This is a genomic window from Clostridium estertheticum (assembly GCF_018861295.1).
Taxonomy (GTDB): domain Bacteria; phylum Bacillota; class Clostridia; order Clostridiales; family Clostridiaceae; genus Clostridium_AD; species Clostridium_AD estertheticum_D.
The window spans coordinates 19,045-40,506 of record NZ_JAHLDM010000030.1; the positions used below are offsets into that span (position 1 = coordinate 19,045).

Annotated in this window: 22 protein-coding genes, 2 pseudogenes and 1 riboswitch; of the genes and pseudogenes, 5 read left to right on the forward strand and 19 right to left on the reverse strand. The window is 30.7% G+C overall.

Going from position 1 to position 21,462, the window contains the following annotated elements; all coding sequences use genetic code 11:
* Positions 1–4: 4 nt before the first annotated feature.
* The 3 genes and pseudogenes from KPL54_RS21755 to KPL54_RS21765 form a co-directional block, all read right to left on the reverse strand.
* Positions 5–739, reverse strand: a complete 735-nt coding sequence (locus tag KPL54_RS21755) for an ABC transporter permease (protein ID WP_216108606.1) — start codon at positions 737–739, stop codon at positions 5–7.
* Positions 740–1,651: an ABC transporter ATP-binding protein gene (locus KPL54_RS21760; protein WP_216108607.1), complete on the reverse strand. Its 912-nt coding sequence runs from the start codon at positions 1,649–1,651 to the stop codon at positions 740–742.
* Between the two features lie 1,071 nt (positions 1,652–2,722).
* Positions 2,723–2,935, reverse strand: a pseudogene (locus tag KPL54_RS21765) (Tn3 family transposase); the annotation flags it as partial.
* A 114-nt stretch (positions 2,936–3,049) separates the two neighbouring features.
* On the opposite strand from KPL54_RS21765, the gene KPL54_RS21770 reads away from it, so the two are divergent.
* A complete protein-coding gene (locus KPL54_RS21770) occupies positions 3,050–3,673 on the forward strand; it encodes a class I SAM-dependent methyltransferase (RefSeq protein ID WP_216108608.1) in 624 nt (207 codons plus the stop codon).
* A 635-nt stretch (positions 3,674–4,308) separates the two neighbouring features.
* Here the strand turns inward: KPL54_RS21770 and KPL54_RS26615 are convergent.
* A complete protein-coding gene (locus KPL54_RS26615) occupies positions 4,309–4,434 on the reverse strand; it encodes a hypothetical protein (protein ID WP_268038944.1) in 126 nt (41 codons plus the stop codon).
* Positions 4,435–4,625: 191 nt separating this feature from the next.
* Positions 4,626–5,027 (reverse strand): IS200/IS605 family transposase, encoded by a 402-nt coding sequence (tnpA, locus tag KPL54_RS21775; protein ID WP_216108609.1) that lies wholly within the window; start codon positions 5,025–5,027, stop codon positions 4,626–4,628.
* Positions 5,028–5,320: 293 nt separating this feature from the next.
* Between tnpA and KPL54_RS21780 the strand changes: the two are divergent.
* Positions 5,321–5,470: pseudogene (locus tag KPL54_RS21780) on the forward strand (Tn3 family transposase); the annotation flags it as partial.
* A 346-nt stretch (positions 5,471–5,816) separates the two neighbouring features.
* Here the strand turns inward: KPL54_RS21780 and KPL54_RS21785 are convergent.
* From KPL54_RS21785 to KPL54_RS21805, 5 genes are all read right to left on the reverse strand, one after another.
* Positions 5,817–6,026, reverse strand: a complete 210-nt coding sequence (locus KPL54_RS21785; protein ID WP_216108611.1) for an HAAS signaling domain-containing protein — start codon at positions 6,024–6,026, stop codon at positions 5,817–5,819.
* A gap of 125 nt (positions 6,027–6,151) precedes the next feature.
* Positions 6,152–7,468, reverse strand: a complete 1,317-nt coding sequence (locus KPL54_RS21790; protein ID WP_253203679.1) for an alpha/beta fold hydrolase — start codon at positions 7,466–7,468, stop codon at positions 6,152–6,154.
* A gap of 148 nt (positions 7,469–7,616) precedes the next feature.
* Positions 7,617–8,150, reverse strand: coding sequence for a hypothetical protein (locus KPL54_RS21795; protein WP_216108613.1), 534 nt, complete (start codon positions 8,148–8,150; stop codon positions 7,617–7,619).
* Positions 8,151–8,300: 150 nt separating this feature from the next.
* Positions 8,301–8,738, reverse strand: a complete 438-nt coding sequence (locus KPL54_RS21800) for a DUF3021 family protein (protein WP_216108614.1) — start codon at positions 8,736–8,738, stop codon at positions 8,301–8,303.
* A 12-nt stretch (positions 8,739–8,750) separates the two neighbouring features.
* Positions 8,751–9,188, reverse strand: a complete 438-nt coding sequence (locus tag KPL54_RS21805) for a LytTR family DNA-binding domain-containing protein (RefSeq protein ID WP_216108615.1) — start codon at positions 9,186–9,188, stop codon at positions 8,751–8,753.
* 199 nt (positions 9,189–9,387) lie between these two features.
* On the opposite strand from KPL54_RS21805, the gene KPL54_RS21810 reads away from it, so the two are divergent.
* From KPL54_RS21810 to KPL54_RS21820, 3 genes are all read left to right on the forward strand, one after another.
* On the forward strand, positions 9,388–9,729 hold the full coding sequence (locus tag KPL54_RS21810; RefSeq protein ID WP_216108616.1) for a PadR family transcriptional regulator: 342 nt from the start codon (positions 9,388–9,390) through the stop codon (positions 9,727–9,729).
* Positions 9,722–10,411 (forward strand): hypothetical protein, encoded by a 690-nt coding sequence (locus KPL54_RS21815; protein WP_216108617.1) that lies wholly within the window; start codon positions 9,722–9,724, stop codon positions 10,409–10,411. Before KPL54_RS21810 ends, KPL54_RS21815 begins: the two co-directional genes overlap by 8 nt.
* Before the next feature lie 627 nt (positions 10,412–11,038).
* Positions 11,039–11,641, forward strand: a complete 603-nt coding sequence (locus KPL54_RS21820; RefSeq protein WP_253203680.1) for a polysaccharide deacetylase family protein — start codon at positions 11,039–11,041, stop codon at positions 11,639–11,641.
* Between the two features lie 53 nt (positions 11,642–11,694).
* On the opposite strand, the gene KPL54_RS21825 is transcribed toward KPL54_RS21820, so the two are convergent.
* The 9 genes from KPL54_RS21825 to ribB all read right to left on the reverse strand — a co-directional run bounded on the left by KPL54_RS21825 (position 11,695) and on the right by ribB (position 21,104).
* On the reverse strand, positions 11,695–12,810 hold the full coding sequence (locus KPL54_RS21825; protein ID WP_216108618.1) for a hypothetical protein: 1,116 nt from the start codon (positions 12,808–12,810) through the stop codon (positions 11,695–11,697).
* Between the two features lie 4 nt (positions 12,811–12,814).
* Positions 12,815–14,032, reverse strand: coding sequence for an ABC transporter permease subunit (locus tag KPL54_RS21830; protein WP_216108619.1), 1,218 nt, complete (start codon positions 14,030–14,032; stop codon positions 12,815–12,817).
* A gap of 2 nt (positions 14,033–14,034) precedes the next feature.
* Positions 14,035–14,898: an ATP-binding cassette domain-containing protein gene (locus tag KPL54_RS21835; RefSeq protein WP_216108620.1), complete on the reverse strand. Its 864-nt coding sequence runs from the start codon at positions 14,896–14,898 to the stop codon at positions 14,035–14,037.
* Between the two features lie 309 nt (positions 14,899–15,207).
* The gene (locus KPL54_RS21840) at positions 15,208–16,317 is read right to left on the reverse strand and encodes a sensor histidine kinase (RefSeq protein WP_216108621.1); all 1,110 of its coding nucleotides are present in this window, start codon (positions 16,315–16,317) and stop codon (positions 15,208–15,210) included.
* Entirely contained in the window at positions 16,307–16,996 is a 690-nt protein-coding gene (locus KPL54_RS21845) for a response regulator transcription factor (RefSeq protein WP_216108622.1), read from the reverse strand. The genes KPL54_RS21840 and KPL54_RS21845 overlap by 11 nt, the downstream gene beginning before the upstream one ends.
* 272 nt (positions 16,997–17,268) lie before the next feature.
* Positions 17,269–18,597, reverse strand: coding sequence for a hypothetical protein (locus KPL54_RS21850; RefSeq protein ID WP_216108623.1), 1,329 nt, complete (start codon positions 18,595–18,597; stop codon positions 17,269–17,271).
* A 272-nt stretch (positions 18,598–18,869) separates the two neighbouring features.
* Positions 18,870–19,640, reverse strand: a complete 771-nt coding sequence (locus KPL54_RS21855; RefSeq protein WP_216108624.1) for a phosphotransferase enzyme family protein — start codon at positions 19,638–19,640, stop codon at positions 18,870–18,872.
* A gap of 33 nt (positions 19,641–19,673) precedes the next feature.
* Positions 19,674–20,300 carry an HAD family hydrolase gene (locus tag KPL54_RS21860; RefSeq protein WP_216108625.1) on the reverse strand — a complete coding sequence of 209 codons (627 nt, stop codon included), beginning with the start codon at positions 20,298–20,300 and terminating at the stop codon, positions 19,674–19,676.
* Between the two features lie 165 nt (positions 20,301–20,465).
* The gene (gene ribB / locus KPL54_RS21865; RefSeq protein WP_216108626.1) at positions 20,466–21,104 is read right to left on the reverse strand and encodes a 3,4-dihydroxy-2-butanone-4-phosphate synthase; all 639 of its coding nucleotides are present in this window, start codon (positions 21,102–21,104) and stop codon (positions 20,466–20,468) included.
* A gap of 152 nt (positions 21,105–21,256) precedes the next feature.
* A riboswitch (FMN riboswitch) is annotated at positions 21,257–21,370 on the reverse strand.
* Positions 21,371–21,462 lie beyond the last annotated feature (92 nt).

A 21,462-nucleotide genomic window follows, 5' to 3' on the forward strand; every position in this document is an offset into this window, starting at 1 on the left:
CCTTTTAAAAATTTTCTTTGTTATTATAAAGATGTAGTGATATAAAAAACATAACAGCTGCAACAGCTATGCTCACAAAACTAAATAACATGCTGTCCTGATTCATAATAGTAATTGCTTTACGTCCCTCTTGAAATATTGTCATAGGCGCTGTTAAGAATGGATATGTCCATATAAGAACTTTGTGAAAAGGCATATATATACCAAATACTCCAAGAAAACATCCAACAACACCGCCTGCTATGGAAATACTCTGATTCTTTATCATTGAAGAAAGGCCAAACTGCAGTACTATTACTGGAAGATACCCGATTAAAGGCAGTGCACATTGCTTAAATATAAGAGGATAATCAACACCTTCTGCTCCAACATGTGTCCCAAGAACTATAATCCCAAAGAATTCCACAACCGCTGAAAAAGCAATAAGCACCATCACACATATAAACTTGCCTGCAAAAAGCTTGTTTTTATCACTAACTGCTGTAAACATAAGCTTCCACATATCAGATTTATACTCAACATCTACAAGTTTGGAGATTACGATTGTGAAAATTATAATCATAATCATAAAATTATAGCCACTGAAGTTATATAAAACATCCATCCATATCTGTTTTCCTGTATTTCTTCCTTGAATAATGTAACCGATAAAAAATGATGCAAGTTCGCCCATCAATATAAGAAGAAAAAGTTTTTTCCTTTTAATTTTCATAAATTCAGCTTTAATAATATCTTTCATTTATAAACTGTGCTCCTTTCCTGTAAGATTAAGGAAAATGTCCTCAAGAGAAGTTTTCTCCTCCACAATTCTGTAAATCTTAATTCCCTTAAACACAATATTGTCAATTATCTTGCCTAGTGTGCTGTCATTAAAGTAATTCATTTCAACACATCCTTCATTTATCTTTCCGGCAACTCCGTTTTCATTTAATATATTGATCGTACTTTGAATATTATCTGTACGAAGGACAATCTTTTGCTCACCTTTGCTTCTTAAATCCTCAATAGTTCCCTGATATACAAGGCTTCCTTTTGTGATTATTCCAACATTAGTTGCCATCTGGTCAATCTCTGAGAGAAGGTGGCTTGAAATTAATACTGTACTTCCATAAGTCTTTGGAATGTCCTTTATAAGCTCTCTTATTTCATGAATACCTGAAGGGTCAAGACCATTAGTAGGTTCATCTAGGATAAGAAGTTTTGGATTTCTAAGAAGAGCCATAGCTATTCCAAGTCTCTGTCTCATTCCAAGAGAAAATTCCTTAACAAGCTTATTCTTAACATCATCTAATCTTACAGTCTTCAAAACTTTATCAATATTGTCATAAGGTGAATCAGTAAGAGTCCTCATGATTTTTAAGTTTTCATAAGCTGTAAGATGAGGATAGCTTGCAGCATTCTCAATAAGTGCACCCACATTCTTTAATATCTTGGATCTGTTTTCAATGTTCTGCTTCATGCCAAATACATTTACGTTTCCATTAGTAGGCCTTATAAGTCCAAGAATCATCCTTATAGTTGTTGTCTTTCCTGCACCATTTGGTCCCAGGAATCCGTAAACTTGTCCTTCTCCTATTGATATACTTAAATTGTTAACTACAGAACTTTCATTATATTTTTTGGTTAGATTATTTGTTTCTATTACAGCCATATATAATACCTCCTATTTCTATAATTATTTTCTCAATATTCATTTGCATTTTTTATAATAATATTAAAAATATATCTACTATACTAGTGAACTAGATTAATAGTACACTAATATTGTACTTGTGTCAACAAAGAAATTGCAGTCATAAAAAATGTTACCTTAAATGTTATTAAATTATTGACATGAACAGTCATTTTTTTGACATTAAAAGTAATTTAAATCCTAAATAGGGTAAAACATATGTTTAATCAAAAAATTAACATTTTAAAAGCTAATGTAACACATTACATAATTGAGTTACCTTAACTTTGAGTCTATTAGCCGGTTAAAAGATTTATAAATAGATTTTATTTATAGAGACAAATGTATGAGTTTTAATTATTATAAAGATATTACCAAGTTTAATTGTTTTAATGACGCTGATATGTCTGATGAGGCATTATTGTTTTATAAAAAAATTTCATTAATTAGAAAAATATATTCCAAAAATCATGAAAGGTGATAATATATGTTCACTTGCTTGGACCTTTGGAAAAGAGAATAAAGATAGTTATAGATTTGTAAAATGTAGAAGTTAAACTAGTTAAATATTACTCCTAAAAAAATTGAAATAGTTAACGAGTTTAAGAAACGTTACCATTCACTTGCGAATTTTTGGGTATTCCCGAAATCTTTAAATAAATGCTGTTAAAGATTTGTTTTCGAAACCAGAAGAATTCAAATCTGATAATGCTCCAGTTGTTGGAACTTATCATGGTTATGGTTGGAGTTTACCTGGATACACTATTTATCCAAAGAAAAATACAATAAATTATGCAAAGAATTCATTGCATTTATGGGTGCACCTCTTTAAATCCCTCTGGGAAAGGAACTACACGATCCTTATTGCCGTTGCCTTGATTAATTCTTATCTGACAGCTATATCACTAATCTTTATGTTGACTAACTCACTGACTCTAACGCCAGTGTAAATCAAAACCTTGATAATCATCATATCCTGAAAGTTTTTAGAATTCCATACTATTTTGTAATAACTTTTTATCTCGTCCTCCGTTGGAACATATGGCAGTTTTGTATTAAATGGAGAGCCAAAGCTGATATTTCCTGGTCTTCAATATTATTAGTTGAAAATTCACGACCTCTTGCGCAGAAAATAAAATTATTTGCACTATTCCAATTTTCAATAACATTTAATCTTTGGTTAATTTCTATTCGCATTTCTTCTGATATAATATATCTGCAAATAAATATAGTTTTTATTGCTCTTCCAAGTTCACTTAATGCCTACCTTTTGTGACAACTTGCATAAATGAATGGTATAATATTCCTAAGAGTTACGTCAAATTGTCAAAATATTATATTTCAAAAAAATCATACAAATAAGGGAAAGGTGTAGAAATGGACAATCCATGGAAAGAAATTGATTTGAAAATATATGAGGAGCATATGTCTTCTGGTCAAGTATGTCAGCTACAAACATTAAATAAAATTACTAAAGAACAGTTGCAAGACAATTGTCATACCTATGTTGGATTTGTTGGAGTATGTGGTGGTAATGGTCTTGAAAATATAGATATTGAGGAAACAAAAAAAGTTTACGCTATAGATATAAACCAAAAGTATCTTAATAATTGTAAAGAACGATACATGAATATGGGAGATACCTTGGACCTTATTTGCGAAGATTTAACTGATAAAAATTTTCAATTTCCTTATACTAATCTACTAATATGTAATTTGATTATTGAATTCATAGGTGAGACGGAATTTGTAGCTATCATTGATAAAAACAAGATAAACATTGATGTAATATCATGCATTATACAGAAAAATAATAACAATTCATTTGTAAGTAATTCAAAGAACAATTCACAACTAGAACCTATTTTATCCATTCATCATGACATTAATGAGTACAGACTTAAAGAAGCATTCTCTATCATTAAATTTAATTGTATTAAACACAAAAGATATATGCTGCCAGATGGCAAAGAATTTATTAGGATGGACTTCAAACAATGATTATATATTAGTTCTCAATTCTTTTTTTTACGTTATAATAGCCACAAAATAGTAGTTACGATTTTGATTTATAATTCATCAAAATGGGAAATACTGTCTTGTGGCTGTTTTTTGCACGAATCGTTGCCTTACCCCTTGATAGTTTGAGACCTTTAAGAATGTTTTGAACCATACACTTCTACAAGTAGTTGACCGAATGAGTGTGGATCACCTGCCCATAAAACGCATAATAAAATAATGGGTATACACATACTAAATAAAATTTTTTGTATCAAATTATATTTATATTGCTTCAAAATAATTCCCTCCCGTTTTAAGAAATATTCGACAACACATTTAGTTTATCTAAGGTTTTTATTATATATAAATTTTTAGCTTACATCTAACTTTTGATTATAAAAATTATTGTTTTTAAATATTTTTAATAAAGATATAGTCCCTATAAAACATAAAACAATAAGTTCATCCATAAGGGTCCATGGATTTCCATGGCATATTGCAAATAAAAAAGCAGAAATTATAATCGCCTTCTCAGGTGGAAAATGCTTTAAAAATCCTCTTAATATTATCTCTTTCTATAATAGGAATTAATACTATGACGTGCCTCCTATTGTTAATTTATAACTATTATACTCTTATTTAGGATAACATAATGCGATTTTTATTTTACTAATAGCAAATGTCATGAAACTATCAAAATGTGATGCATCATTTAGTATTTTCAAAGCATTTTGTTGATAATTGTCTACTTGTCTCTCCATCTTAAAGGTCTCTATTTATAGGAAAACTGTTTCAAAGAGTGGTAAATTATGCCTCCATAAGACTATGGAGGCTAACCTTGGTCATAAGCTGTTGCTTTAATCTTTTTATTTTTTGATAGAAGAAGATTATCTTTGCTACTCTCAGTCATTTCTTTTTTTATTTAATTCATTAAATTGTTTATTACGTTCTTTTAATATCTTGTTTTTTGATTTTCCACATATTTTTTTACCGTTTCACTCTTCACATTTCCCTCAGTTGATATAAAATAACTTCTAGTCCATAAGCTAGGCATTTTCTTTAATTCGTTAAACTCCTCTCTCAAAACCCTACTTGTTACACCCTTTATTTTTTGCATAATATCAGAAGGACTTAATGTTGGAATACAATTCAAAAACATATGAGTATGGTCTTTATCACATTCTATAGCAATGATTTCAATTTCCAACTCTTCACATATAAATTTGACCATTTGCTTAAATCTTTCTTCTACATTAGGTATTAAAAATATTTTTCTTCTATATCTTGGGCAAAATATAAAATGATAATTAATTAATGACACGGTTGTTTTAGTTGTTCTATATTTATTTTCCATAATTAAAGTATATTTCAAAACGTGTACGTTGTCAATAATTTTATACACAAATGAAAATTTAATTTCTTATACTATCCATCCCACATCTCAAGAAGTGGGCTTTCCTCACAAATTCATTGTAAAAATATTAAAAATCATAGAAAAGAAATATGTATGTTATATGGATATCATGACTTTATAGATTTCAAAAGAAGATTTAAATAGAGCAGTACAGACAGTAAATATGCATATGCTCCGCTAGATGGTATTTAAAAATTATGGAGATACAAGAGCAAAACTATTTCCGTGCAGAAATATTAACAAAAGCCAGTTCTAAATATTTTGGAAGAGGACGTGGTGTGAACTACTCTAACTTTGTAAGTGACCAATTTACAGGTTTTCATGAAATAGTTATTCCGGGAACATTAAGATATTCTATGTATCTCATAGAAGAAATACTTGAAATTTAATACTTCTAATAATATATCTAAAAAGCCAACTAAATAATTTTGCACTCCATTTTTTTAGAATCTTGTAAAGTAAAGATCCAATGACACCAAATACTAAAACAATTAAAATCTTTACCATCAATATATTAACTCCAAAATTAATAGGCAAATTAGGAGAAATTAAATTTAATATTAAAAGAACAGGAGTCAGAAGCAATAATAAATCAAGAATATATAAAGATATAACAAAAAGTACAATAGATATAACAACTGGTGTACCTATTAAAAGATTTAATGTTCCAACTCCAACTCTTTCAACTGCATATAATGCTTTTAATACATTTTTTACACTATTTACCTTTTATGAATGTTCAATATAATATTCCGCAACAATATTTTTCGCAATAAGATCTACCTCTCCAAGTTCGCATGCAATATTATTTTCAGTTTTTCCTACTAATAAACCTTTTTGAAAATGATTTTCATAATCTTTTAATATTTCTTTTTTGTATCCTTCAGGCAAATTTCCCATTTTATTATTTAGTAAATCTAAATAATTATTCATTTCCATTATTCTCAACTCCCTTTAAAAAATTAAATGTCGTGAAATGAAACAAAATTTCACGACATTGTATTGACCTCTATAACTAGCCTATATACTCATTCATACTCTTTTTTTATAGTATTATCTCCAAATTACTTTATCTTTGTTTCCTTCAGTATCAAATTTACCATCCAATCAACAAACTTGTCTCGTTCGTTAATCCACGGACTGTGTCCAGAATGTTCAAACCAGATAAACTCTTTATGAGGAGCTTTTAGTGCATTGAAATACTCCTCAGTCAATGCTGGTGGTGCGTCGATATCGTGGCGGCCTTCAATAAAGTAAACTGGAACATCTAACTTTATAGCTTGCTTACGTAGATCTACATTATATAACTGTGGATAGACATGATTAAAAGTAGTAACCAAGCCAAGTAGAAAATTTACTTTATCGTATAAACCATATTCAGGACCTGCTAGATCGCTAAATGTATTATGACCCGGCCTTTCAATTTTAGGGTTTTTTGTCATGTAATCACCTAAGTACTGATTGTAAGAAGATACTTTCCAAACTACATCTTTACCATAGTATGGTGGCAACCCTTGTTTCTTAAGTGTTTCAACCAGTTTTGTATCCCCCTGCTCTTTTGCCATCTTTAATGCAAGTTCATAGTCCCGAACTTCGGTTTCAGCAAATGCAACCATTTGACCTGTACCAATAAAAGCAGAAAATAGTTCTGGGTAACGTTGTACAAGCAATATACCTAATGCACTCCCCCATGATTCACCAAGTACATATATTTTTTTCTGTTTAAATCTTTGGCATAGATACTGTGTTAGTTCATGACCATCGGAAATGTATCGCTCAGGGGTAATTGATTTAAGAGGTATAGCGTTCATTGATTTACCCGCCCCTGGTTGCTCCCAGTTAACAACCACATAGTTATCTTCAAGCTTTTTTAATTGTTCTCTAGTTGCAGCTAGTTGCGTTCCACCTGGCCCACCAGCTAGAAAAAGTAGTACCGGATTATTCTTATTTTTTCCACGGATAGTTATCCATTGATCACTGCCACCTAGAGTTACTTTTTCTAAGACAGCAATACTACCCACTAATGGTTTGCCATTCTCCCCAAGTATAGGTGGAGTGTATGCCATCCACTGGCTGCATATTATAGAAATAATATTTACAAATAGTAATGCTACTATTACAATAAGCTGTTTGCGCAGTTTCAAAAGCCAGGTCATTATTTTTGCTCTTGTACGGGTACAAATAGCAATAATTACTGTAATCAAAATTGAGATAACCAGAGTTACTATTGTTACAGACAGCGAAAGAATCAATATGAACGCAAACCCTAACTCTATAGGAACAGTTTTCATCGTAATCATAAGATATGGACGTATAACAATAGCATACAAAGCTATTATAAGTGCTGTGAGTAAGGGTAAAAGAAAACGTAGTTGAAGCAACCAATAGGTTTTACGCCCGTGAAGAACTGTTTCTTTTTTTAATATAGACTTCATCTTATCCTCCTTAACGAAACTTAATAATCTTTACTGCGTATTTTTTACGAATCAGAATTAAATTTCAAATAAATTGCACCATTTTTTGTTCCAGTTATTTTCTCTTGCTTTTTCTTCTTAATTTCCTCTCATCTCTTTGTGAATGAATAACATTCCAAAAATCAGGTACTCTCATGTATATAACTATAGTTCTTCCTATAAATAAAAAAGTTAGCCTTAGAAGATAAGCTGTTGCATAATCTAATCCTATTTCTTGAGGTAAACTTGTAATTAAATGGCTCAAAATCGTTCTTATAGGAAGTGATATAATGAGAAAAAGAAGCATTTGCCAGCCACCTTTTATATAAAGATTTCCGTCTTCTTTTCGGTATATTTTTGTAATGAAGCCAGCAATAACACCACATATTAATCCAATTACTATAAGCATTATTATTCCTGGAGCTGCTTGTTCAATACCACCTTTGATTTTTTTAATCACTGAAATTGTAAGCCATATAAAAACTATTGGTAAAACAACATATTTTTTTGCTTTAAATCTCCTTTCAGCAACTTGAATATATATAATATATACAATTAATGAAATTACAATTACAATATTTGTTAATGGTGTTGCTTGAAAATTACCCATGCCGAAATCTCCTTTTTAAATCATAAAAAAAATATACAGCATAGAAAAACTAATGTAAATATCAAAATAGGTATGTCGTCATAGGGTATCAGTAAGTGGTTAAAAAAGGGCAGCAAGCTGTAGCTTACACCACAAATATTTATTCATTTACTACTTATCGGAATGACTAGTTAACTTTTTCATATTTTTCAATTTCCCGTTAATTTCTTTTGCATCCTTTTTATATACCTGCCAACTTAAAAAACGGATTACCAAATAGATAACTGCAATTTCAAGCGCAAATTTGGCTAATTGGATGTACCCCCCGGCAATCCCCAAAATATGAGCTAATAATAAAAGAATCACTTCAAGTGTAATGAAGTGAATGCAAATTCTGACACGTGTCTCTTTCCCACTCATTTCATTTGGAGAATAAAGAATAAAACTCGTCAGGTCACCTGCCAACGCTCCAATCATAACTGTATATAAGTCTTTTATGTTTAATGAAAATCCCGATTCACTGTTTAATGCTGTGACTACAAAAACAACTACCCCAAATATGACAAAATAATCCTTTATAAGCTTTTTTATAAATTCTGATACCTTCATGTTTTCTTCCTCCTACAATCCTAATCTTTTTTTTAGAACCGACACATATTGCCTAGATATGATAACTTTTTCACCATTATCCAGAGTTGCCTCAAACCTGCCGCTTAGTGAGGGTTGTACAGAAGAAATTTTTGCAATGTTTACAATTGTTGACTTAGAGGCACGAAAGAAATTTCTGAATTCAAATATTTCCTCCAGTTCATACAATTTCTGCTTTGATTCAAATACCTTTTCTTTGCAGTATACAAATACCCTATTGTCTACTGCCTCAAAATAAAATATATTTTCCCGCTTAATTCTATGTATAGTCTCTCCATCATAACCAATTAATACATCATTATTTGTCTGTAGTTGCTTTAGAATTTGCAAAACTTCGTCATCCAGTTCATGACATTTAATGATAATTTCCTCTTGCTTATTTTTATCAATTTCTTCAATAGATATTTTCATGGTTACCTCTTTCTTTATAGTTATTCAATCATACCATAATTACCATAAATTAAGTATATTTACAATTCTTTAGAACTTGCAGCGACCCAGGAGAAGATTTAATCAAGACTTTTGTTATTACTTTACATTTTTGCTATCATGTAGTACAATATAGTTGAACTAACATGCACTACATGATAGAAGAAAGAGGTGTTAAGATTTGGGGGATAAATCACAATTTCTTAGAGGAACTTTAGAAGGATGTATTCTAAAAATTATCAGTGATGAAGAAGTTTATGGTTACGAAATAGCAGAAAAGTTAAATAAATATGGTATTTATGAGGTTAGTGAAGGCACGATATATCCGTTACTACTGCGACTTGAAAAAAATGGATTTTTAGATTCTATAAAAAAAGAGTCAGCTTTTGGACCTAAAAGAAAATATTATAGTTTGTCTAGTTTAGGGAAAAAAGAACTAAAAAATTTTTATGATAACTGGGAAGAACTTAGAGATAGCATAGATAGTATATTTAAAGATTATGAGGAGGAAAAATATGAGTAACGTAGCTAGGGAAATAAAAGAAAATTTAAAATTAAGTAAGAATCTAACAGAAGAAAATGATGGAATATTTACAAATATAGCTTGTTATTTGAGAGTAAGTAATTTAAGTGACGAAGAACAAGAAGAAATTATTAATGATATATTGAGGATGTTCCTAGATTGGCAAGAAGAAGGTAAAACTGTAGAAAGTATGTTGGGTGATGATTATAAAAAGTTTGCTGATAATATAATAGCAGCCGTGAATCCTAAAAAACATATCTTAAAAAGGATTAAAAAATATTTTGTTGCTTTAGTAGACTTTTCATTTATTATGTTAACTATAGATTTTATTTTTGAATATTTTCCTAAGTTGTTAAAAGGGACTCATGATTTAAATTTAATTTATAACTATACATTAGTTATGTTAGTAAGCAATTTATTTATTATTATAGGGGTAAGTATTTTGGTAACCTATATAGGTAAAACTAGTTTTTCATTCCTAAATAACCGTTTTTATAAGCTCGAAAATTTTGCATTTGTTTGCGGCATAGTTGCGTTGCTTGTACTTCCATACGTACTTTCGTTGAAAATAAGCCCTATAGTTATTTTTTCTACAAATATTCGCTATGTTATTGGTATAATAGTGATTTATTGGGTTTATAAAGGAGTAAAAAAAATAAGACCAATTGCAATAACAAGTTGAACCAATTTGTATTTATACTTAAATCTAATAGCAAATTCATGTTTGATATAAAACTATTAAACATGAATTTATATTATTTTTTTCTCTAATTAACAATTTACACATATTACCAAGTCTGTTGTCTTTATCTATTTATCACAATTCAATAATTCCGATAATTTGACCTGAAAACAACCCAAAAAATGTTTTATAAATATACCCAAATGCGTTTTATGTTCAAATAATGACGTTTAAGGCTTTAAATATTGAATTATACCTATTTATAAAATATTATAAAATAAGTAATAAGTATTATTTTATGCTATTTAACAAATACATTATAAAAAGGAGTGGATTGCTATTAAAAAGAAATTATATTTCATATTTATATTTATTTTTGTACTCTCTATCGTTGGGTGTTCAAGGGCTACATCCACTACAATAAAAAAAACAAACCTTGTTAAACCAACGGTTGTAGCTACACCTGTAATTAAAGCTAAACCAATTGAAAGTTCTACAATACCAGGGTTTGACAATACTACTGATATTAAACCTTACGGAAAGAGTATCCCAGTTCTACAGTACCACTCAATTAGCTATGATAAAGGCAATCCTATTTGTATTCCAATAAAAAAGTTTGAGGAACAAATGAAATATTTAAAGGATAACAATTATTATACTATAACACTTACAAACTTGTATGAGTACCTTATGAATAATACTCCAATACCTAGAAAATCGGTAGTCATTACTTTTGATGATGGATATGATAATAATTATACGACTATGTTTCCTGTTCTAAAAAAATATAAATTTAAAGCAACAATTTTTGTTATTAGTTCCCTTATTGATGTACATAGCAATATGCTAACATCTAAACAACTTATAGAAATGGACAAATATGGTGTAGATATAGAAAGTCATACTGCACATCATGATAATTTAAAATTGATTTCTAAGGATAACCAACTAAAAACGTTAATTCAATCTAAAAAATATCTTGAAAAAACATTAAATAAAAAAATAAATTTCTTTGCATATCCTTATGGTGGGTACAACAAAAATGCAATTGAGGCATTGAAAGAAGCTGGTTACAAAATGGCTTTCACCACTAAAAATGGCTGGTCCTCTAAAAAGAATGGTATATTTTCATTACATAGGGTATGGATAAGTGCTTCTGATAGTACGAAGGTATTTGAACGTAAAGTTTCTAAACCTAAAAAAAATATATTTGAATCTTTTTCATTTTAATGACATTTCAGAAGGAAAGTCTCCCACTTCTATAAGTGGGAGTTATATATTAATTATATTTCCTCTCTGCAAACTGCATGACTAAGCAACATACCAAATACAATAAACACCAAAACCATACTTACTATAACTGCATATGGTCTCCAAATCCCCATGTCGAACTGAAATCCAGACACTTCATTTATAATTTGTGATGATGCCATTGGCAATGCATTTAAAATAAATTGGGAAAATTTCCACGGAAGCTTAATAAATAAAGCCATTATAATATATAAAACATTTATTCCTATTCCTATTGATGTAGTAAGGCTTGTACTTGCTGTTTTGTAGGATATCCATCCCATAATAGTTGTTAACGATAGCACCCCTAAAAGTTCACTTACAAACATTAAGAGTATTCCACTTCCTAATGTAAAGTTACCTATAGAAAATAATGCAAATACCTTTAAACTACTCTTTAAAGTCAAAAGTCTAGTCGCTGAACTTAAAATTAATACGGTGCAAAGTGTTGCTGCCAAAACTAAAATCAAACCATATATCATAACAGGAAGAAGGCGAATACCCATCATCTTTTTGCCAAAAACTGTTGCATCCATAATTTCCATACTACCGTCTTCCATACTATCAGAATAAGTGGATGATGCAAAAAATGTTACCATAAATATAATTATTAGATAAAGAACCTTAAGAATATTAAAGCCTTCAGTCCAAAGGTAATAGCCTTCATATTGATAAAAAGGTGTTTTCACCTTATCTAGTTCTTCCAATGCTTTTGCTTGATTACTTTTAGGTATTTTTTCTATAAGTGCAGTAGATTTTTTTTCCCAACACTTATAAAAATTCTTGGCATAATAATCAGGAAATTCGTTTAGTTTATTTTCATTGTATAGTATTCCAGGATAAGAATAAACTAACCGACTTATAAAAGCTATGAGTGGTTTATATTTTATTTCATCGGACTTCTCGTTCTGCACTTTTTCTAGACCTAGCCATAATTTATCTTCAGTCATTTGACCAGAATAGACGGCCTCTTCTTTTAATACATTAGGTAAAATTTTATCTCCGCCCATAAGTATTGCACTTAATCCAGCAGTCAAGAGAAGTATACCTATTATTGAAAATGCAACATATCTTGTAAAAAGGCGACGCTTTAATTCTTGATATATCATCTCCTTACCTCCTTTTGTAGTTAAGCGTTGTAAAAATGGTACTAAGTAAAAATATAATTGCGCTTACTATGAGCAAAATAGATGGCATCCATAGAGTCTTCCCTAAGATTGTAATAAATGGAAATTCTATAGATTGGAAATATGAAAATCCTATTCCTCCTGGTATAAACATCTTAATTATATCCATATTCCTAGAGTGACTAGTGATAAATGTGCTTAAAATAAAAGAACCTAATATTGTAAGTATCGAGAATTGAATGGCTTTTGAGGATTTTTTAGATATAGATGAAATCCAAGTAGAAAAGCTTGACACTATTAAAATTCCTATCCAACCTATGATAAATACATTTCTAAGTAAGTCACCTTGAGTATATGGAAGGAAACTTCTACTTAAAACCTGTATTGAAGTATTTAAAGCATCAGCAGGTAATAAATACTTTAATAACAAAACATAAAGACCAACTCCACAAAGATATATAATAGATGCCATAATTAAAGGTATACTAATTTTTGCTATAGTGAGGCTTTTCCTGCCTTTTACTGTAGTAGTTATAATTTCATCCATTCCGTTTTCTTTATCATTGGTTATTATGGAACTTGAAAAAACCCCTAACATAACCATAAGTACAAATGAGAAAAATACAATATGACTAATTCCATCATTCCATTGTTTAAATCCAGTGTAATAAGTATAAGGTTTTTTCACTTTATCCAATAAAGAGAGAGCTAAGGTCTTTTCATTTTCATTAAATGCATTTTTATCAATATAATTACCATAGAATAAATCTTCATTTTTATAAAAATTCATTCCTGCATCCCTCGGAATATGCAAAAGGTCACTTGTTGATGTTCCTATCATAGTTCTCAAGCGAAACTCCTGGTTAAGTAACTTGTCAATATAGACAGTATATTTCAACAATTCTTTAGTAATTACTACATCACTGTCATTATCACCTTTTAATGACTTTAGAAAAATATCACAGCCACTTTGAAATTTATCTAAAGTCATTTTCCCTTCAGCGCCTACTCTATCCTTACCTGCTGCGTCTATTGCTGATCTACCTTTATATTCTTTATAAACTCCTTGCTGCAAAAAGTCTTCAGTAGCTCTCCCTACAATAAACCATGTCCATAACCCTGCCAAAGCAATTGCAATTAAAACATATGTTAGAAGCCTTTTAAAATTTAGCTGTCTTTTTAACTCTTGAAAAAATACATCCATTTTTATACCTCCGTAACTTTTGAAAGATAAAAATCATTAAGAGAAGGTGAAACTAATTTACTATTTTTTAATGGAACATCTGCAACATAACGAATTGAAACCTTCCCACTAGATTCATTACGAAAATTCATAATTCTATATTCCTTTTCTAGCCGCGAAAGTTCATTTTCATCAATAACAGTCTCAAACACATTACCATCAAGTGTTTGAATTAAAGAACGAGCTTCTCCTGCTATAATTACTTTGCCTTTTTCCATAAGCACAAGGAAATTAGCAATAAACTCAATGTCTGAAACAATATGTGTAGATACAATAATGATCTTTTCTTTGCTTATTGCAGTTAAATACTTACGAAATTTGTTTCTTTCCTCAATATCTAAACCAGCGGTAGGCTCGTCTACAATTAAAATATCAGGATTATTTAACATAGCTTGGCATATTCCAACTCTACGCTTCATACCTCCTGAAAGCTTATCAATCTTTTTCTTTCTAACTTCTGATAAATTAAATTCATTTAATAATTCACTGATTCTTTTATTTCTAATTTCTTTATTAAGCCCCTTTAAAGTTCCAATATAATGGAGAAAATCTTCAACAGATTGATTTTTATCATATCCAAAGAGCTGAGGCAGATATCCTATTTTATCTAGATACGAATCCTTAAGGCTTGCGATATTTACATCGTCTAACATTATTTTACCTTTACTTGGCGTTGTATTCCCAGCTAGCATTCTCATTAATGTGGTTTTCCCCGCGCCATTTGGTCCTAAAAGCCCCCAAATCCCCGGAGTAAATTCAAGATTTATATTGTAAGCAGCCTTTAAATCTTTAAACTCCTTATAAATATTATAAGCAACTAATTTCATGTTTTTTCCTCCTTATTAATCATCTCTTGCAGAGCTGTAATTATCTCCTGCGGAGCTGTAATTAACGACTTCAGAAGGAGATTTAGACTCTCACTGAAGTTTTCTTTTCGATAGGGTAGTATCCTCTGGGTAGATTTCTGGGGTAGATAACAATTCTCAATTGTTATCCTCCCATTTCTATAAGCGGGAGATTTTCCTTCTGAAATGTCATTAAAACAAAAGCAATAAAAAACCTTTCCTTTATATTCAGTATAACTGAGATAAAAGAAAGGTTTATTCATAAATTATTTAGTATTTATAAAGAATTTATTAAGAATTGGGTAGAGTAATAATAAATACAGTATGTCCATCCTGACTTTCCGCGTCTAAGGAGCCTTGATGTTTTTGTACAATTTCCCTTGCAATAGCCAAACCAAGTCCTGCCCCGTTTGATTGACTTCTTGACTGATCTCTTCGATAAAACTTTTCAAATATAAGTTTTAGTTCCTGCTGACTTATTACGTCACCATCATTTTCTACAAACAATTTCATACTACATTTTCCCATTTCGCCCTTTATTTTTATGACAGAATCCTTGTGGCTATATGCTATAGCATTCTTTAATAAATTATTTAACGCCCTGGCAAATAGTGATCCATCGGCATAAATCTTAATACTCGGAGTAAGGTTTATATCAAATTTTAAGTTTTTCTCTTTAAGTAAAGGATATAGTTCCTCAGTCAACTGTTCTAGGAAAAACGCAGCATCTAGTAAACTTTTATTCAAAGGGATTTCCTGAAGACTAAAGCGAGTAATATCAAAAAACTGATTTGTTAAATCTTCCATTCTATATGATTTTTCCAAAAGTTTCTTTATATAGTCTCGACGAACCTTCTCTGGTACCTCAGATTCATCTAAAATTGTAAGATAGCCAACGATGCTTGTTAATGGAGTTCTTAAATCGTGTGCTAAATAGGTTACAAGGTCATTTTTCTTGTTCATCTCTATTAAGATCTCCTGCTTAACGAGTTCATTCTCATGTCTAATTTCATTTATCTCAGAATCAATTAGTTTTAGTTCTTGAACTTTTTCAGGTACTTCTCCCTTTCTTAGCAAAGATATTCTTTGCTCTAACTGAGTTATTATCTTTTTTCGCTGCTTATTTTGTGAGTATCTTGATGTAAAGTAAACAACAATCTCTAAAAGAACAAAACCGCAAATAACCATATCCTTCAATATATATCTAAGCCGTGGCCAATAAAATGTTCCCCTGGTACGATCTATGCCAACAAATAACACCTTTTCTCTATCAAATAACATTTGCCTTTCAAAAAATTCTGCCACAGTTCCTTCTAATTTTAAATCAATAAATAACATTAATCCTATAAATATAAAAAAAGCTAAAATATAATAATTCCATTTCCATTTTTTAATCTTCAATGATATAGCCTACCCCCCAAACAGTTTTGATATATTCCGGATGTTCAAAAGATTCCTTCATTTTTTCTCTTAAGTTTCTAATATGAACTGTTACTGTATTTGTAGATTTTGAATAATACTCATCATCCCTCAACAAATGAAACAACTTTTCTCCATTTAAAACATGTCCTTTATTTAGTAGTAATATTTCAATAATGTTAAATTCTGTAGGTGTTAGTTTTAGTTCCTTGCCATTTAAATTAACATGTCTACTATTTTTATCTAAGATTAACCCTTTATAATATATAGTATCATTTTCATTTGTACCTTCACCATATTCCTTGTACCGCCTAAGCTGAGCTTTGACCCTTGCCATAACTTCCAAGGGATTAAAAGGCTTAGTGATATAATCATCTGCACCATAAGTAAGACCTATTATTTTATCTTGATCCGCTGTTTTTGCAGTGAGCATTATTATAGGAAATTTGTATTTGGTGCGTATATTTTTACAAATGTTTAGTCCACTTATATCTGGCAGCATTAAATCCAAAATAACTAAATCTAGCTCTGTATCTTGAAGAACTTCAAAAGCTTTCTTGCCATTTTCAGCTTCCAATATTTCGAAAGATTCAGCCTTTAAATAGATTTTTAATATATCTCGAATATCCTTATCATCTTCAACAATCAAAATTCTCTCCATTTAATTCCTCCATATGTTTATATAAAAAATTTATAATATTCCCAATTACATTTAAACATATTATACCAAATAAAATTAGTGTATTCATGTTTATCTAATAAAAGCTGAATATAACAGCTATAAAAAGATTGTAGATGAGATAAATTATGTTAAATTTAACTCTTTAAATAAAACAAGCTCTAATCCTTATATATCAAGGATTAGAGCTTGTTTTATGAGTTTAACTTAATTATTAAGAGTTGAGGTTTTAGTTATGCTACTTGTCGGATCTATTAATTTACCCCAGTTGGTCTAAGTGCAGTTGAATCAGCGGTTATTGCAGTATTATCAGATTTTATGAGTGTAGCGCCATCAGTGCTATCACCCACAGCAACATATCCACCATCCGAAGTCTGCTGCACAGAATTAAACTTATCACCACACTGTGCGCCGCCGAAGCTCTTGAACCACTCGCTGGTTCCGCCTTTGTTGAATTTAACAAGAAGCATCTTCTCATATCCCGCTACAAGGTAGCCGCCTTTTAAGAAAGAGGTGCCTGCCGCTACATATCCACCATCCGAAGTCTGCTGTACACTAGAGAACTCCGAGCCAGCAAAACCTGAGTCGCTAAAGTTCTTTATCCATTCAGTGGTGCCACTTTTGTTGAATTTGATGATAATCGCGCCACCTGTGCCTTTATTGCTAACTCCAGTAAAATCGCCGTCGGTTGACGCAGAATAAGCTGCAGCGATATACCCGCCGTCTGAAGTCTTCTGCACACTATTTAATCTATCACTATTCGAGCCGCCGACATCCTTGATCCATTCAGTAGCGCCGCTTTTATTGAATTTGATAAGAATAGCATCCTCTGTACCCTTATTGCCAAATTTAGTATAACCCGCCGCGATATACCCACCGTCCGAAGTCTGCTGCACACTATCAAAGACATCACTTTTCGTGCCTCCGTTCTTTATCCATTCAGTGGTGCCATTTTTATCGAATTTTACAAGAATTGCGCCAGCGGAGCCCTTATTGCTAACTCCAGTAAAATCGCCGTTGCTGGACTCAGAATAACCCGCAGCTATATATCCGCCATCTAAAGTCCGCTGTACGGAATAAAATCTATCAATGTTTTTGCCTCCGATGTCCTTAATCCATTCGGTAGTACCGTTTTTGTTAAATTTTATGAGAGTCGCGTCGAGAGATCCCTTATTGACAACTCCAGCGAAATCACCGTCAGTTGACTCGGAACAACCCGCAGCGATATATCCGCCGTCCGAAGTCTGCTGCACACTATTAAACATATCACCTTTCGTGCCTCCGATAGATTTGATCCACCCAGTTGAACCATTGCTGTTGAACTTAACGAGGGTCGCGTCATCTAAGCCTTTATGGCTAACTCCGGCAAAATCGCCGTCTGCTGATTGAAAGGAGCCCGCAGCGATGTATCCCCCATCAGAAGTTTGTTGCACCGAGTCGAACGTATCAAAACCCGTGTTACTGCCGAGAGCCTTCATAAAGTTCGATGTGTTGGAAGACGTCGCAGCACCCGCCGTGTTTGTCATCCCCGCCATGAGTGTAAAACACATGGTCAACGAAGCCAGTATCTTTTTGTTTTTCATATTAGTATGTCACTCCTTACTATTTAAATTTTAGCGATATAATCAAAATTTCGTTTTGTTATTTTATTATACCATTAAATACTATTTTTACAATCTTATAGGAGCTGTTGACAGTCCCCGAGAAAACTATATCGATGGTATTTGGAATAAAGAAAACGAAGATGAATGGCTTACTGAGTTACAAATACCTTTGATAAAAAATAATCTGAATTTGCATTTATGTCGCAACATTATTGTATTGTTTTATCAACAATGGTAGAAATGATTTTGTTTTATTTTTCAGGGCACAGTTTAGAAAAATCCAAATCTATAAGTGGTTTTTTATTTTCTATACATTCTTTTCTGTAAATCATGTATTTCTTTACCCATGTGCTACAACTATCAAAAGTCTTCCAATTATATAGCATTGAATACAGTATAATTTCTCTTAATTTTAAAAACAATGGTAATTTTGTAATCCAATAATTATCTAAATGATTTTCCTTGTTATAACCTTCTAAAAAATCTTTTATAAAGCATATTGCATCTTTTTCTTTTTCATTAGAATCATAGTTTTCCACATAAAAATAAAATAATTGAACAGAAATATCATTTACAAACCAACCATATTCACAATCATCAAAATCAAAATATGTTATTACATTATCAGAAACGTTAAAATTGTTAAAGTGAATATCAGAATGAATAATTCCGTATGAAGAATAATTCTTAGGTAATTGATTTAATTCATTTAATGTGTTATAAAACTCTTTATATATAAGCGTCTCACTTTTGTCAACAGTCCTGTTTATGTAATTTAATAAATTTGAATTATACCATTGAGGTCTATAAAAATATTTTTTATTTAAATTGCATTGTTTTGATAAGTTATGCATTTCACCTGTGAGTCTTCCCATATTTTTAAATAATTCTTTATTTCTATATTGTTTTTTTACATATATTCCATATGCTTTTTTAAAAGCTATTATAAAAAAATCATTGTCATCTACAGTTACAACTTCAATTAGGTTACCATTAAGAGATTCTATTGCACTATTATTCATCTGAACAATATAGTGCTATATTTACTATAAGTACTAGCCAATTTTTTTAATAGCATCTATTAATTGAATTGGCTCATTTATTACAAATTTATTATTAGGATATTTACTTCTGTCATATCCCCAACCATATTCAACTAAAATTATATGTTCAATCTTTGCTTCTATTGCAGAACTATAGTCAGATAATCTATCACCAATTACTATTACTTCGTTAGTTTTAAGCTTATATTTTTCAAGGATAAGTATAAATTTTTTTGATTTGTCGGTTGTACAATTACCATCTATAAAAGAAAAATATTTGTATACATTATACTTTTTAAGCTTTTGTATGACTTCTTTTGTATAATTTGAAGATATTAAGATTAAATTGTAATAATTATTTGCCCAACTTAAAACATCTTTAATTCCATAAAAAATTTCTGGATTTTGATTTCCTACCTCTTCTCCAAAGATTTTCATAGCTTTTTTTTGTTCATCTATGTCCATGCCAAGATTTTTGTAACATTCACTAAAATTAGCTCCATATGACTTTCTAAATTTGTCAATTGAATCAGGAATTTTTACACTAAGTTTATTTCCTATAGTTTTATATATATCATAAACAGTAGGAAATGAATCTACGATTACACCATCGTAATCAAAAATTATTAATTTAATCATTTTTTATCTCCTCTACTAATAATTTAGTATATTTTTAAAATCACTTATTTATTTGAGCATTGCATAACATACAAAATCCCATAGATTTGAGTTCTAATGGACATTAAAATAAATAGTAAAAACCACCATAGGAATACACCTATGGTGGTTTTTAATTTCATAAGCTTACATATTTTGTTTATATTCAAAAATATCTTCTATAGAAACAACCGTCATATCATGTTTTTTAGCAAACTCAATTATCTGTGGCAATTTCATCATTGTTCCATCAACGTTTGTAAGTTCACACAAAATTCCTGTTGGTTTATGTCCTGCTAAGCGCATAAGGTCAACAGTACCTTCCGTATGTCCACGTCTAACTAAAATCCCTCCTGTACGTGCACAAAGTGGAAAAACGTGACCAGGATGACATAGATCTTCAGGTTTACAGTCATCTTTTACAGCAGTAAGTATTGTGGTAACTCTATCAGCAGCGGAAACCCCTGTAGTTACGCCTTCTTTAGCTTCAATTGAAATAGTAAATGCAGTTTCATATTTGCATGTATTATTAGGAACCATCTGAGGTAAATTTAACTCTTTGATTTTATCTTCTGTTAAGCAGAGACAAACAATACCGCTGCATTCTCTAATTAACATAGCCATTTGAGGCACAGTAAGTGTTTCAGCAGGAAAAATAAGATCTCCTTCATTTTCACGACTTTCATCATCAACAAGAATTATACCTTTACCTTGTCTAAGAACACCCAATGCTTTTTCTACACGTTGTAGATTATTACCAAACCGATTTAATAGTGATTCATTCATTAAAAACCCCTCCAAATTATAATAATTTTACATAAAGCACCTAAGGTTTTTAACACATTTTTCTAAATTACACCACAAAAAATCCCCTTAAGCAACCTTAAGGGGGTTCGAGAACACAACCAATATACATAATAAAAATTACGTATAATTGTATTCACCTTCTTTCATCCAGACTATACTGTCGGCTCCGGAATTTAACCGAATCTGCCTTACGGCTTGCGGGCTATACCGCCGATAGGGAATTTCACCCAACCCTGAAGGATACTTTATATAACTTTATTATTAATATACCATTTACATTATCCATTGTCAAACCAAAAAGATAAATTTTAACCATATAAAGAAATTTAAGTTAAAA